The organism is Hydrogenophaga taeniospiralis CCUG 15921, from assembly GCF_001592305.1.
Lineage (GTDB): Bacteria > Pseudomonadota > Gammaproteobacteria > Burkholderiales > Burkholderiaceae_C > Hydrogenophaga > Hydrogenophaga taeniospiralis.
Genome location: NZ_BCWR01000011.1, coordinates 253,384 through 266,467, shown reverse-complemented (window position 1 = coordinate 266,467; position 13,084 = coordinate 253,384). Strand labels below are relative to the sequence as shown.

At 67.6% G+C, this 13,084-nt stretch carries 13 protein-coding genes; 6 read left to right on the top strand and 7 right to left on the bottom strand.

Going from position 1 to position 13,084, the window contains the following annotated elements:
• Window positions 1–2 precede the first annotated feature (2 nt).
• The 4 genes from pepN to HTA01S_RS15470 form a co-directional block, all read right to left on the bottom strand.
• Entirely contained in the window at window positions 3–2,705 is a 2,703-nt protein-coding gene (gene pepN, locus HTA01S_RS15485) for an aminopeptidase N (protein ID WP_068173455.1), read from the bottom strand.
• Window positions 2,702–3,352: an HAD family hydrolase gene (locus tag HTA01S_RS15480; RefSeq protein WP_068173453.1), complete on the bottom strand. Its 651-nt coding sequence runs from the start codon at window positions 3,350–3,352 to the stop codon at window positions 2,702–2,704. Before HTA01S_RS15480 ends, pepN begins: the two co-directional genes overlap by 4 nt.
• Window positions 3,352–4,456 (bottom strand): peptide chain release factor 2 gene (gene prfB / locus HTA01S_RS15475; RefSeq protein ID WP_157572125.1). Its coding sequence is split into 2 segments (ribosomal slippage): window positions 3,352–4,374 and window positions 4,376–4,456, totalling 1,104 coding nucleotides; the frame shifts between segments, so codons are not numbered across the junction. Before prfB ends, HTA01S_RS15480 begins: the two co-directional genes overlap by 1 nt.
• Before the next feature lie 82 nt (window positions 4,457–4,538).
• Window positions 4,539–5,447: an alpha/beta fold hydrolase gene (locus HTA01S_RS15470; protein WP_068173449.1), complete on the bottom strand. Its 909-nt coding sequence runs from the start codon at window positions 5,445–5,447 to the stop codon at window positions 4,539–4,541.
• A gap of 35 nt (window positions 5,448–5,482) precedes the next feature.
• Here HTA01S_RS15470 and HTA01S_RS15465 point away from each other — a divergent pair, with 35 nt between their 5' ends.
• Window positions 5,483–7,363 (top strand): acyl-CoA synthetase, encoded by a 1,881-nt coding sequence (locus tag HTA01S_RS15465; protein ID WP_068173447.1) that lies wholly within the window; start codon window positions 5,483–5,485, stop codon window positions 7,361–7,363.
• On the opposite strand, the gene HTA01S_RS15460 is transcribed toward HTA01S_RS15465, so the two are convergent.
• Window positions 7,364–7,810, bottom strand: a complete 447-nt coding sequence (locus HTA01S_RS15460) for an OmpA family protein (protein ID WP_068173445.1) — start codon at window positions 7,808–7,810, stop codon at window positions 7,364–7,366.
• A gap of 126 nt (window positions 7,811–7,936) precedes the next feature.
• Here HTA01S_RS15460 and HTA01S_RS15455 point away from each other — a divergent pair, with 126 nt between their 5' ends.
• From HTA01S_RS15455 to HTA01S_RS15440, 4 genes are all read left to right on the top strand, one after another.
• Window positions 7,937–8,980, top strand: coding sequence for an aldo/keto reductase (locus HTA01S_RS15455; protein WP_068173443.1), 1,044 nt, complete (start codon window positions 7,937–7,939; stop codon window positions 8,978–8,980).
• Window positions 8,981–9,093: 113 nt separating this feature from the next.
• The gene (locus HTA01S_RS15450; protein WP_068173441.1) at window positions 9,094–9,585 is read left to right on the top strand and encodes an aminoacyl-tRNA deacylase; all 492 of its coding nucleotides are present in this window, start codon (window positions 9,094–9,096) and stop codon (window positions 9,583–9,585) included.
• A 60-nt stretch (window positions 9,586–9,645) separates the two neighbouring features.
• On the top strand, window positions 9,646–10,275 hold the full coding sequence (gene plsY, locus HTA01S_RS15445) for a glycerol-3-phosphate 1-O-acyltransferase PlsY (RefSeq protein ID WP_068173440.1): 630 nt from the start codon (window positions 9,646–9,648) through the stop codon (window positions 10,273–10,275).
• Window positions 10,272–10,637: a RidA family protein gene (locus tag HTA01S_RS15440; protein ID WP_068173438.1), complete on the top strand. Its 366-nt coding sequence runs from the start codon at window positions 10,272–10,274 to the stop codon at window positions 10,635–10,637. Before plsY ends, HTA01S_RS15440 begins: the two co-directional genes overlap by 4 nt.
• A 3-nt stretch (window positions 10,638–10,640) precedes the next feature.
• Here HTA01S_RS15440 and HTA01S_RS15435 read toward each other — a convergent pair whose 3' ends face one another.
• Both HTA01S_RS15435 and HTA01S_RS15430 read right to left on the bottom strand, forming a co-directional pair.
• Window positions 10,641–11,291, bottom strand: coding sequence for a retropepsin-like aspartic protease family protein (locus HTA01S_RS15435; protein ID WP_068173435.1), 651 nt, complete (start codon window positions 11,289–11,291; stop codon window positions 10,641–10,643).
• Window positions 11,292–11,390: 99 nt separating this feature from the next.
• Window positions 11,391–11,876 (bottom strand): YajQ family cyclic di-GMP-binding protein, encoded by a 486-nt coding sequence (locus HTA01S_RS15430; protein ID WP_068173432.1) that lies wholly within the window; start codon window positions 11,874–11,876, stop codon window positions 11,391–11,393.
• A gap of 39 nt (window positions 11,877–11,915) precedes the next feature.
• Between HTA01S_RS15430 and murB the strand changes: the two genes are divergently transcribed.
• Window positions 11,916–12,968 (top strand): UDP-N-acetylmuramate dehydrogenase, encoded by a 1,053-nt coding sequence (gene murB / locus HTA01S_RS15425; protein ID WP_068173430.1) that lies wholly within the window; start codon window positions 11,916–11,918, stop codon window positions 12,966–12,968.
• Window positions 12,969–13,084: the final 116 nt, after the last annotated feature.

Below are 13,084 nucleotides of genomic sequence, written 5' to 3'. Positions count from 1 at the left end.
CCTTAGTCCGCGAGGGCGCGTGTGACGACCTCGCGCACGTCGTTGCTCAGGTCGGGTCTGGCGGCCACGCGGGCGATGGCTTCACGGGCCGCGCTGCGGTAGGGCTCGGCGAGTTTTTTCCAGCGGTCCAGGGCGCGCGCCAGGCGGGCGGCGACCTGCGGGTTGATGGCGTCGAGCTCGATCACGCGCTCGCTCCAGAAGGTGTAGCCCGCCGCATCGGCGCGGTGGAAACCCCCGGGGTTGGCGCTGCAGTAGCTGAAGATCACGCTGCGCGCGCGGTTGGGGTTGCGCAGGTGGAAATCCGGGTGGGCGAGCAGGCGGCGTACGGCGGGCAACACGTTGCCACCGCGGTCGGTTGCGCCGGCCTGCAGGGCGAACCATTTGTCGAGCACCAGGGCCTCGTGGCGGAACATCGCATGGAAGCGTGCGAGGGCGTCCTGCGCCAGCGGCTGGCCGCTGCCGACCAGGCTGGCCAGGGCGTTGAAACGGTCGGTCATGTTGCCGGCGTCCTTGAAACGCTGGTAGGCCTTGCCGGGCCAGACCAGGTCGCCGTTGCCGTGCGCGGCCAGGCACAGCATGGACAGCGCCATGCCGGCGAGTGCGCGCCGGCCGGTGCTCACCGGGTCGGGGCGGTAGGCGCCGTTGTCTTTGTGGGTTTCATAGGCCCAGACCCAGTCGTCGTGCAGGGCCAGAGCGAGCTGTTCGCGCATGGCCTCGCGCACGGCGTGCACGCGCTGCGGGTCCACCACGTCGAGTTGCTCGGCGATGTAGGTTTCGCTCGGCAGGGTCAGCACCAGTTCCTTGAAGGCGGCGTCCAGCGTGGGGTGGCGCAGCACGGTGTGCATGGCTTCCAGGTAGGCAGCATCCAGCGGATCGCGCTCCACCGGGCCATCGGCGCGGATCGCGTTGAGCGCGCGGCGCAGCGCCAAGCGCTGACCGGCCTCCCAGCGGTTGAACGGGTCGGAGTCGTGCGCGAGCAGGCCGAGTAACTGCGCATCGCTGTAGTCGAAGTCCAGCACCACCGGGGCCGAGAAGCCGCGCAGCAGCGACGGCACCGGTTCGCTGTCCAGGTTGATGAAGGTGAAGCTTTCCACCGCCTCGGTCAGCACGAAGCTGCGTGTGCCGGCCTCGGGCTGGCTCCAGTGGGCCAGTTGCAGCGGCAACTCGGCACCCTGGGCGTCGAGCAGGCCCATCGCCACCGGAATCACGAACGGCTCTTTGTGGGCCTGGCCCGGCGTGGGGGCGCAGCTTTGCGTGAGCGTGAGCGTGTAGCTGCGCGCAGCGGCGTCGTACACACCGCGGGCCTGCACCAGCGGCGTGCCGGCCTGGCTGTACCAGCGCTTGAACTGGGGCAGCAGGCGGGCGAGGTCGGACGAGGGGTTGGCGTCAGCCATGGCCTGGGCGAAGTCGTCGCAGGTCACGGCGCTGCCATCGTGGCGTTCGAAATACAGCTTCATGCCCGCAGCGAAGCCGGCGCGGCCCACCAGGGTCTGCATCATGCGCACGACCTCGGCGCCTTTTTCGTAGACCGTGACGGTGTAGAAGTTGTTGATCTCGACGTAGCTGTCGGGCCGCACCGGGTGCGCCATGGGGCCGGCGTCTTCGGGGAACTGGGCGGTGCGCAGCACGCGAACGTCTTCAATGCGCTTGACCGCGCGTGCCGACGCTTCGGCGCACAGGTCCATGCTGAACTCCTGGTCGCGGAAGACGGTCAGGCCTTCCTTCAGGCTCAGCTGGAACCAGTCGCGGCAGGTCACGCGGTTGCCGGTCCAGTTGTGGAAGTACTCGTGGCCCACCACCGACTCGATGTTGGAAAAATCGGTGTCGGTCGCGGTGGCGCTGTTGGCCAGCACGTACTTGGTGTTGAAGATGTTCAGGCCCTTGTTCTCCATCGCGCCCATGTTGAAGTCGCTGGTGGCGACGATCATGAAGCGCTCCAGGTCGAGCGGCAGGCCGAAACGGGCCTCGTCCCAGACCACGCTGGCGATCAGCGAATTCATGGCGTGTTCGGTCTTGTCCATGTCGCCGGGGCGCACATAGACCTGCAGCAGGTGTTCGCGGCCGTTGCGCGCGACGACGCGCTGCTCACGCGCCACCAATTGGCCCGCCACCAGCGCGAACAGGTAGCAGGGTTTCTTGTGCGGATCGACCCACTTGGCGAAGTGGCGCCCGTCGGGCAGGTCGCCCTGTTCGACCAGGTTGCCGTTGGACAGCAGCACCGGGTACCTGGCCTTGTCGGCGCGCAGCGTGACGGTGTAGCTGGCCATCACGTCCGGGCGGTCGAGGAAATAGGTGATGCGGCGAAAGCCCTCGGCTTCGCACTGCGTGAAGAAGGTGCTCTGGCTCACGTACAGGCCCATGAGCTGGGTGTTCTTCTCGGGCGCGCAGGTGGTGAAGATCTCCAGGTCGAAGGGGTCCTGTCCTTCGGGCAGGTTCTCCAGCACCAGGGTCTCGCCGTCGAGCTTGAACGAGCAGCCCGCGCCGTTGACCAGCACGCGCGCGAGGTTCAGGTCTTCGCCATCGAGCCGCAGCGCTTGCGCGGCCACGTCCGGGTTGCGGCGCAGGCGCATCTTGTTGAGCACCCGGGTCTTGACCGGGTCCAGGTCGAACGCCAGTTCCACGGTGTCGATCCAGAACGCCGGAGGGGCGTAGTCTTCTCGGCGGACCACGGTGGTCGGGCCGCTGGCTTCACGCGAGGGGTTCATAGTGTCTCCAGGAAACGGGATGTGATCAGGGCGTGGTAATCGGGAACGCGGGCCAGCACGTGCGGGCCACCGAGTTCGTCGGCCGGGTGTGAACTGCAGATGGCCACGGCGCGCATGCCGGCGCGTCGCGCGGCCTCGATGCCCAGGGGCGCGTCTTCGAACACGATGCAGCGCTCGGGCGCCACACCCAGGCGGCGCGCGACTTCCAGAAAGATGGCGGGCTCGGGTTTGCCGGGCAGGCCCTCGTCGCCGCCCACCGTGGGCAGGGGCGCGCCCAGCGCCAGGTGCTGGTAGGCAAAGGCCTGGTTGTGGCGGTCGCCCGCCGTGCCCACGCCGACCGCGAGCCCGCGCTGTTGTGCCGCCCCCAGGAAGGCCTTGAAACCCGCGACCTCGCTGAACACGGGTGCGAACAGCTCGCGGTAGACGGCTTCCTTCTCATCGACGAAGGCCTGGGCCTGCGCGGCGGAGATATCGCCGAAGAGCTCGCGCATGCACTCCACCCCGGTGCGGCCTGTGGTGCGGCGCATCAGCTCGGGCACGTCGATCTCCAGGTCGCGCCGGCGCGTGAATTCGACCCAGCTGCGCTGGTGCGACGGCATGGAGTCGATCATGGTGCCGTCCATGTCGAAGATCAGGGCCTGGACCATCAGACGCCCTGCTTGAGCGAGGCTTCGATGAAGGCGTCGAGATCGCCGTCCAGCACTTTCTGCGTGGCGGAGATTTCAACGTTGGTGCGCAGGTCCTTGATGCGGCTGTTGTCCAGCACGTAGCTGCGGATCTGGTGACCCCAGCCCACGTCGGTCTTGGTGTCCTCGAGCTTCTGCTGCTCTTCCTGCTGCTTGCGCAGCTCGAAGTCGTACAGGCGCGAGCGCAGGCGTTTCCAGGCCACGTCGCGGTTGCTGTGCTGGCTGCGGCCGTCCTGGCACTGCACCACGATGCCGGTGGGGATGTGCGTGAGGCGCACCGCCGAGTCGGTCTTGTTGATGTGCTGGCCGCCCGCACCGGATGCGCGGAAGGTGTCGGTGCGCACGTCGGCCGGGTTGATGTTGATCTCGATCGAGTCGTCGATCTCGGGATAGACGAACACCGAGGCAAACGAGGTGTGGCGCCCGCCCGAACTGTCAAACGGGCTCTTGCGCACCAGGCGGTGCACACCGGTTTCGGTGCGCAGCAGGCCAAAGGCGTACTCGCCCTCGATCTTGATGGTGGCGCCCTTGATGCCGGCCGTGTCGCCCGCGGTCTCGTCTTCGATCGTGGTCTTGAAACCCTTGCGCTCGCAGTACTTCAGGTACTGGCGCAGCAGCATGCTGGCCCAGTCGCAGGCCTCGGTGCCGCCGGCGCCGGCCTGGATGTCCAGGAAGCAGTTCAGCGGATCGGCCGGGTTGTTGAACATGCGCCGGAATTCGAGCTTCTCCACCTCGGCGGCCACCTTGGCGGCTTCACCTTCGATGGTGACCAGGCCGGCGTCGTCACCGTCTTCGCTGGACATCTCGAACAGCTCGGTGTTGTCGGACAGCTCGCTGCTCAGGCGGTCGAGCACCAGCACCACGTCTTCGAGCGATTTCTTTTCCCGCCCCAGGTCCTGGGCACGCTTGGGGTCGTTCCAGACCGTCGGATCTTCCAGCGCGGACTCGACTTCCTTCAGCTTCGATGCTTTGGCATCGTAGTCAAAGATACCTCCGGAGCTCGACCACCCGGGTGGTCAGGTCTTCGAGCTGGTTGCGGATGGAGTTGACGCGTTCTGCTTCCATGATGGGGGCCTTCTGTCGGTGTGCGAAAAATGGGTCGGCCGGCACCGCGTATGCGCAGCGCCCGGCCGAAACCGCGATTTTCTCACGTCAGGAAGGTTTCGATCAGTCCGGCGAGCGCGGCGGGCTGATCGTGGTGCAGCATGTGGCCGGCATCGTTGACCACGGCGTTGTGCAACTGCGGCACGGCCTGGAGCCGCTCGTGGTACTGCGCCAGCGAGAACTGGCCTTTCCACCACTGGCCCAGGCTGTCGTCGCTGGCGGTCACGCTGAGCACCGGCGCGCTGATGCGCCGGTAGATGGCCAGGGCCTCTTCGACCTGGTAGAGGTGGGCGCTCACCACCTTGTGCGCCGGGTCGCCCAGCACCGCCCAGCGCCCCTGCGCATCGGGCGCGGCCCAGTGCGCCGCCAGCCACTCGGCCTGGCCGGCCGGCAGGCGCGGGTTGGTCTTCATCAGGCGCTGTGCCACGCCTTCGACCGAATCGTAGGCCTTCAGGTCCATCTCGCCGCGGTGCAAGGCCTTGATCTCGTCCATCCACTTGGCATAACGCTCGGGCGCCTGGGTCGGGCGGGTTTCGGGCAGGCCGAAACCTTCGAGGTTGACCAGCCGGCGGATGCGCTGCGGCCGCACACCGGCGTACATCATGGCCACGTTGCCGCCCATGCTGTGGCCCACCAGATCGACCGGTTGCCCGGGGGCGTAGTGGTCGAGTAGGGCGTCCAGATCGGCCAGGTAGTCCGGAAACCAGTAGCTGTCGGGCGGCGGGCCGTCGCTGCGCGTCCGTCCAAAACCGCGCCAGTCGGGCGCAATGATCCAGCGCTGCGACTGCAGGGCGTCCACCATGAACTGCCACGATGCGGACACGTCCATCCAGCCGTGCACCAACACCAGGGGCGGCGTCGCGGCGTCGGCCTGACCCCAGACGCGCACGTGGTAGGACAGGCCGCGGATCGGGACAAACTCGCTGCGGGAAGGCTTCAGGGCTTGGTACATTCGCCGGATCATAGAGAACACGATGGAGACAGGCGATGCCGCAGAGTCAAGGCCGGGACAAGACCACGCCCACGCGCCGCCCGGCGGCGGTGAACCATTACGACGCACTGCACAGCGGGTTTCGCTGGCAAGTGCCCGATCGTTTCAACATGGCCGAGGTCTGCCTGCGGCGCTGGGCGGCACAGCCCGCCACCGCCGCCAGCACCGCGGTCATCGCCTGCGCCGCGGGCCAGCCTGACCGCCACCACAGCTACGCCGAGCTGCAGGACCAGGCCAACCGCTTGTCCAACGCGCTCGCGGCGATGGGGGTGGAACGCGGCGACCGCGTCGCCATCGTGCTGCCGCAGCGCTTCGAGACCGCCGTAGCCTACATGGCGGTGCTGCAGATGGGGGCGGTGGGCATGCCTTTGTCGCAGCTGTTCGGCCCCGAGGCGCTGGAATACCGACTGCACGACAGCGAGGCCGTGGTGGCGATCTGCGACGCCAGCACGCTCGACGCTGTGCAGTCCGTGAGCGATGCCTGCCCGCTGCTGCGCACCGTGGTCGCGGTGGGTGTGCAGCCCGCCCGGGCCGGGGCGCTGGACTGGTCGGCCGTGCTGGCGCAGGCCGCGCCCGACTTTGCCCTGGTACACACCCTGGCCGACGAGGCTGCTGTGCTGATCTACACCAGCGGCACCACCGGCAACCCCAAGGGTGCGCTGATTCCGCACCGCGCGCTCATCGGCAACCTCACCGGCTTTGTCTGCAGCCAGAACTGGTTCGGCTTCGATCCCTTCGACGCGGCCCAGCCTTCGCAGGCGGTGTTCTGGTCGCCGGCCGACTGGGCCTGGACTGGTGGTCTGATGGACGCGCTCTTGCCCACGCTGTACTTCGGCCGGCCCATCGTGGGCTACAACGGGCGCTTCAGTCCTCAGACCGCGTTCGAGCTGCTGGAGCGCCATGGCGTGACGCACAGCTTCCTGTTTCCCACCGCGCTCAAGGCCATGATGAAGGCCTTTCCCGAGCCACGCCAGCGCTACACGCTGCGGCTGCAGGCCATCATGAGCGCGGGCGAGGCGGTGGGCGACGCCGTGTTCGCCTACTGCCAGCAGCAGCTCGGCGTGACGGTCAACGAGATGTTCGGCCAGACCGAGATCAACTACATCGTGGGCAACTGCGCCATGGAATGGGGCAACGCCGCAGCGCCGGGCCGCCCCAAGCAAGGCGGCACCCCCTTGGGGGGCAGCGACCCGCGCAGCGGCGGAGCGCGGGGGCGAACAGGTTGGCCTGCCAAGCCGGGCAGCATGGGCAAGGGTTATCCGGGCCACCGCGTGGCGGTGATCGACGACGAGGGCAACGAGTGCCCGGTGGGTGTGCCGGGCGACGTGGCGGTGCACCGGCTCGATGTGCACGGCGATCCCGATCCGATCTTTTTCCTGGGCTACTGGAAAAACGAGGCCGCCACGCGCGCCAAGTTCACCGGCGACATGGCCAGCAGCTGGTGCCGCACCGGCGACATGGCGGTGCGCGATGCCGACGGCTACCTCTGGTACCAGGGCCGGGCCGACGACGTGTTCAAGGCCGCGGGCTACCGCATCGGGCCGGGCGAGATCGAAAACTGCCTGGTCAAACACCCGGCGGTGGCCAACGCCGCCGTGGTGCCCAAGCCCGACGCCGAGCGCGGCGCGGTGGTCAAGGCCTATGTGGTGCTGGCGCAGGAGTATCTGACCGCGCAAGCCGGCCGCGCCCTGGGCGACCCAGTGTTCGAGCAGGCACTCACGGCGGAGCTGCAGGCGCACGTGAAAGGCAAGCTCGCGCCCTACGAGTACCCCAAGGAGATCGAGTTCGTGGACGCGCTGCCCATGACCACCACCGGCAAGGTGCAGCGGCGCGTGCTGCGGCTGCAGGAAGAAGAGCGGGCCAGGGCGCGGGCCTGATCAGCGCGAGGCCTTGGGCGGCGCGACGTCGCTGAGGTGGATTTCCAGCTGCCGGTTGGCCGGGCGGCCCTCGGCGCGCAGCCGGATGATCGATACGCCCCGGGCGATCAGGTAGTCGCGCACGCTCAGCGCGCGGTCCTGCGCCAGCAGGCGGTTGGCCGATTCGCTGCGGTTGTCGTCGCCGTGTCCCAGGATGTTGACCCGCGTGCCCGGGCGGGCGTTGAGCTGGGTGCCCAGCGCATTGAGCTGGCGCGCCAGGGCGGGCTTCACGGTCGAGCGCCCCACGTCAAAGGCCATCGCGGCGGGAACCGTCAGCACGGGGCTCGGCGCCGCGGACGTGCCCGGCGAACCGTCTGCCGTGCCCTGGCCCGGTAGCGATGAACAGCCCGCGAAGGCCAGACACATGGCGCACAGGGCCGCGTGGGTGGGCGTGAGGAAACGGCGCATGGACAAATCTCCTGAAAGGCGTGTGGGCCAGTTTCGGCGGAGACAACCCGGCCCCGCCGGCGGCCCTAAACTTATAGACCGACTCGGCCTTCTTTTACCACCCCATACGCATTTGCACACCCCTCCATGAACACTGTTGCACTCGGCTCCAGCGGCCTGCAAGTCACCCCCATCTGCCTGGGCACCATGACCTTTGGCGAGCAGGTCCAGGAAGCCGCCGCCCACGCCATCCTCGACCGCGCCCTGGAGCGGGGGGTCAACTTCATCGACACCGCCGAGATGTATGCCGTGCCGGCCAAGGCCGAGACCTGCGGCGCCACCGAATCCATCATCGGCAACTGGTTCGCCAGGAACCCGGACGCGCGCCAGAAGGTGGTGCTCGCCACCAAGGTGGCCGGCCCGGCGCGTGGCATGCCCTGGCTGCGCCCCGAGGTGAGCAAGGCCGGTGTTGTCGAGGCCTGCGAAGGCAGCCTGCGCCGCCTGCAGACCGACGTGATCGACCTGTACCAGATCCACTGGCCGGCGCGCAACATGCCCACGTTTGGCGCCCTCTATTTCGACCCCTCGAAAGACCGGCCCATGCCCTCGGTGCTGGAGCAGCTCGAAGCCCTGAGCGGGCTGGTCCAGGCGGGCAAGGTGCGCGCCATCGGCCTGTCCAACGAGTCGCCCTACGGCGTGCACGAGTTCGTGCGGCTGGCCGAACAACACGGGCTCTCCAGCGTGGCCACGGTGCAGAACCCGTATTGCCTGATCAACCGCAGCTACGAGAACGGGCTGGACGAAACCTGCCACCGCCTCGGGGTGTCGCTGCTGGCCTATTCGCCGCTGGGCTTTGGCCTGCTGAGCGGCAAATACGATGCCACCGGCCTGGTGGGCGACGCCGGGCGCATGTCGATCTACGACTCGATGCGCAAGCAGCGCTGGGGCCGCCCGGAGGCACTGGACACGGCGCGCCGCTACAACGCACTGGCGCGTGAGCACGGCCTGACCCCGGTGCAGATGGCGCTGGCGTTCTGCTATCGCAACCCCAAGGTGGCCAGCACCATCATCGGTGTGACCTCGCTGTCCCAGCTCGACGAATGCCTGGATGCCTGGGGCACAGAGCTCTCTGCGGACCTGCTCCAAGAGATCGACAAAATTCGCTGGGAAGTTCGCGATCCTGCCCAGTAACCAGCCCACCCCCGCCGCGCTGCACGCGCCCCTCGAAGGGGGCGATGCGAGTGGCCCGGCGGAGCCGGTTCCACCGCATCCTGGGCCAGACACCGTCCTTGTTGCATCCATTCATGGCGAAAAAAGCGCACATCTCTGAAACGCCTGCCACCGCCTGGCTCAAGGCCCACGGTGTGGCGTTCACCGAGCATCCCTACGAGTACCTGGAGCACGGCGGCGCGCAGCACAGCGCGGCGGTGCTGGGGCTGGACCCGTTTGCGGTGGTCAAGACTTTGATCATGCAGGACGAGCAGGCGCGGCCGCTGGCGGTGCTGATGCACGGCAACCGCACCGTCTCGACCAAGAACCTCGCGCGCCAGACCGGGGCCAAGTCGATCGAGCCCTGCAAGCCCGAGGTGGCCAATCGGCACAGCGGGTACTTCGTCGGCGGCACCTCGCCGTTTGGCCTCAAGCGCGACATGCCGGTGTGGGTGGAGGGTTCGGTGCTGGCGCTGCCCCGGATCTGGATCAACGGCGGGCGGCGGGGCTTTCTGGTGGGCCTTGATCCCGCGGTGCTGGCCGGTCCGTTGGGCGCGAGGCCGGTGCATTGCGCGCTGGCAGAATAGGCGCACCGCCGGGCGCGCACGCCGCTGCATCCGGCACCCCCACATCCCGAGGAGCTTCCGTTGGAATTCGTCTATCCGCTGCTGGCCACGGTGGCCGCCTACCTGATCGGCTCGCTGTCGTTCGCCGTGCTGGTCAGTCGCCTGATGGGTCTGAACGATCCGCGCACCTACGGCAGCAAGAACCCCGGTGCCACCAACGTGCTGCGCTCGGGCAGCAAGGCCGCAGCCATCGTCACGCTGCTGCTGGACGCCTTCAAGGGCTGGCTGCCGGTGGTGGTGGTGATGGGGTGGGGCGCGGCCTGGGGCCTGGGCGACGGCACGGTGGCGCTGGTGGGGCTGGCCGCATTCCTCGGGCACCTGTACCCGGTGTTCTTCCGGTTCCAGGGGGGCAAGGGCGTGGCCACGGCCGCCGGCGTGATCCTGGGCTTCAACCCCTGGCTGGGGCTGGCGGCGCTGGCCACCTGGGTCATCATCGCGTTCTTCTTCCGCTATTCCTCGCTGGCGTCCATCGTCACGGCGCTGTTCGCGCCGGCCTATTACCTGTTTGGCAACCATGTGGCCTGGGACGCGCCGGGCGTCATGGTGCTGAGCCTGGCGGTCATGGGCATCCTGCTGGTGTGGCGCCACGCGGAAAACATCAACCGGCTGCTGGCCGGCAAGGAAAGCAAACTCGGAGCGAAAAAGACATGAGCCATGACATCGTGCGCCACGGCGTGGCGGCGCGCTACAGCGAAGCCGCCATATTCAATGGCGTGGTCTACCTCGCGGGCATGGTGCCCGAGCGCGGTGACACCGACATCCGCCGCCAGACCCAGGACGTGCTGGACCAGGTGCAGCAGCGCCTGCTGGAGGCCGGCAGCGACAAGTCGCGCATCCTGCGCACCCAGATCTACCTGACCGACATTCGCGAGATCGGCGCCATGAACGAGGTGTGGGACGCCTGGGTGGTGCCAGGCACCGCGCCGCCGCGTGCCACGGTCCAGGCCGCGTTGGCCGATCCAGCCTGGAAGATCGAGATCGTGGTGACGGCCGCACAGAAGCCGTCACTTTGATGTCTAGAAACGTTTTTCCAGCGTGAGCTGGTCGTTGCTGCGCTGCATCTGGAAGTGCGTCAGGAAGCTGTTGCCCAGCAGCACATAGGGCATGGGCTGCGGTAACACGATGCCCGACACGCCATACACCTGGGCATCGCCAATCTTCACCGAGTCCAGTTTCATCTGGTAGCCCACAACGACGCCGTTGGCCGTGCTCACCTGGACCTTCTGGGCCTGCTGGTACTTCAGGTTGATGCGCTTGGCGTCGGACTCGCTGAGCACCACCTGCGTCGCGCCCGTGTCCACCATGAACTGGACGGCTTTGCCGTTGATCTGGCCCGAGGGCATGAAGTGGCCCTGCGCATCGGCCGTGAGCACGATGCGCTGCGCGCCACCGGCACCGCTGGACACGCCCCGGCCCACGCTCACCGGCGCATCGCCCACACGCAGGGTCTGGCGCCGGCCATCGATCTCCACCTCCGCCATGTCACCCTGCGTGTTCAGCAGCTTCACGCCCTGGTGCGTCTGCCCCGGGCTCACGAACTTCGGCGCCGCGACATCGATGGTCAGCAAGGCTTTGCCACCCGCCACACCCGACAGCGCCACCGACTGCGCATACGAAGTCCCGGCAGCAAGGACCAAGACGAGTGCGGGCAGCAAAGGTGTGGGCATGAGGGGGATGGGGCCAGGGCGTCGCGGAACCGGCTTTGCCGGGCCGCCAACGCCGCCCCCTGGGGGGTGACGCGCGCAGCGCGGCGCGGGGGGTACCATTCAATCCCGAAAATTGTTGAATGACAGCGGCAGGTCTTTCAGCTCACTCTTGATCAGTGCCATGGCGGCTTGCAGGTCGTCGCGCTTGGCACCGGTCACGCGCACCGCGTCGCCCTGGATGGCGCCTTGCACCTTCAGCTTGCTGCCTTTGATGGCCTGCTGGATCTTCTTGCCGTCTTCGGTGCTGATGCCGTTGCGGACCTTGACCACCTGCTTGACCTTGTCGCCGCCGACCTTCTCGACCTTGCCCACGTCCAGGAACCGCGCGTCCACGCCGCGTTTGGTCAGCTTGTTGCGCAGCACGTCGTCGATCTGCTGGAGCTGGAAGTCCGCGTCGCCGTGCAGGATGATTTCCTTGTCCTTGAGTTCGATTGCGGCGCTGGTGCCTTTGAAGTCGAAACGGGTGCCGATTTCGCGCGAGACCTGGTCAACGGCGTTCTTCACTTCCACAAAATCGGCTTCGAGTACGGTGTCAAAAGAGGGCATGGTGGGGGATCCGAAGAGCGTGAATGAGACAATCCGGGGATGTTAGTCGAGAACAACGTGGCGCTCCAGCCCTACAACAGTTTTGGCATCGTCGCGCGTGCGCAGCGGCTGGTGCGTGTGGGTTCGGGCGCCGAGGTGGCGCAGCTCATGAACAGCCCGGAGTGGGCCGATGGCGCCGCGCGCGAGCGGGCCTTCGTGCTGGGCGGCGGTAGCAACCTGGTGATCACGGGCGACATCAAGCCGCTGGTGATCAAGGTCGAGATCGCCGGGCGCCGCCTGGTCGACGACAACGCCAAGGGCTGGGTGGTGGAGGGCGGTGCGGGTGAAAACTGGCACGACTTCGTGGCCTGGACGCTGGAGCAGGGCTGGCCCGGTCTGGAAAACCTGGCGCTGATTCCGGGCACGGTGGGCGCCTCGCCGGTGCAGAACATCGGCGCCTACGGCGTGGAGCTGCAGGACCGCTTTCATTCGCTCGACGCGATCGACCTGCAGACCGGCCAGGCGTTCACGCTCGACGCCGCGCAATGCGGTTTTGGCTACCGGGACTCGGTGTTCAAGCATGCACCGGCCGGCGAGAAGGGGCTGGGCCTGGCGGGCCGCGCGCTCATCACGCGGGTGCGTTTCTGGCTGCCCAAGCCCTGGAAGCCGGTGCTGGGCTACCTGGACCTGGAGCGCAAGATGGCCGAGACCGGCATCCACGCGCCCGACGCGCGCCAGATCTTCGACTGGGTGGTGGCGATCCGCCGCGCCAAGCTGCCCGACCCGGCGGTGATCGGCAACGCCGGCAGTTTTTTCAAGAACCCGACCGTGACGCCCGAGCAGTGTGCCGACATCATCGCGCGCGATCCGAAGGTGGTGCACTACCCCATGGCCGATGGCAGCATCAAGCTGGCCGCGGGCTGGCTGATCGATGCCTGTGGCTGGAAGGGCAAGAGCGTGGGCCACGCCGGCGTGTACGAAAAGCAGGCGCTGGTGCTGGTGAACCGGGGCGGCGCCACCGGCGGCGAGGTGATGACGCTGGCCAAGGCAATCCAGACCAGTGTGTACGAGCGTTTTGGCATCCGGCTGGAGCCGGAGCCTGTGGTGGTCTGAAGCACTGGTCTATGCGTTGCGATCACATGCCGGCATCGCTTCAATGCAGGATGGCGCTGGGCGGCTGAACGCGACCAACTCCTCGGATCGGAGTGCCACGGCGCTCCGATCCCGCG

Excerpts from the sequence above, each read along its gene's own strand:
- HTA01S_RS15470 (WP_068173449.1), bottom strand. The coding sequence starts at position 5,447 with ATGTACCAAGCCCTGAAGCCTTCCCGCAGCGAGTTTGTCCCGATCCGC.
- HTA01S_RS15465 (WP_068173447.1), top strand. The coding sequence starts at position 5,483 with ATGCCGCAGAGTCAAGGCCGGGACAAGACCACGCCCACGCGCCGCCCG.
- HTA01S_RS15440 (WP_068173438.1), top strand. The coding sequence starts at position 10,272 with ATGAGCCATGACATCGTGCGCCACGGCGTGGCGGCGCGCTACAGCGAA.
- HTA01S_RS15480 (WP_068173453.1), bottom strand. The coding sequence starts at position 3,352 with ATGGTCCAGGCCCTGATCTTCGACATGGACGGCACCATGATCGACTCC.
- HTA01S_RS15460 (WP_068173445.1), bottom strand. The coding sequence starts at position 7,810 with ATGCGCCGTTTCCTCACGCCCACCCACGCGGCCCTGTGCGCCATGTGT.
- HTA01S_RS15450 (WP_068173441.1), top strand. The coding sequence starts at position 9,094 with ATGGCGAAAAAAGCGCACATCTCTGAAACGCCTGCCACCGCCTGGCTC.
- HTA01S_RS15435 (WP_068173435.1), bottom strand. The coding sequence starts at position 11,291 with ATGCCCACACCTTTGCTGCCCGCACTCGTCTTGGTCCTTGCTGCCGGG.
- HTA01S_RS15430 (WP_068173432.1), bottom strand. The coding sequence starts at position 11,876 with ATGCCCTCTTTTGACACCGTACTCGAAGCCGATTTTGTGGAAGTGAAG.
- pepN (WP_068173455.1), bottom strand. The coding sequence starts at position 2,705 with ATGAACCCCTCGCGTGAAGCCAGCGGCCCGACCACCGTGGTCCGCCGA.
- HTA01S_RS15455 (WP_068173443.1), top strand. The coding sequence starts at position 7,937 with ATGAACACTGTTGCACTCGGCTCCAGCGGCCTGCAAGTCACCCCCATC.
- murB (WP_068173430.1), top strand. The coding sequence starts at position 11,916 with ATGTTAGTCGAGAACAACGTGGCGCTCCAGCCCTACAACAGTTTTGGC.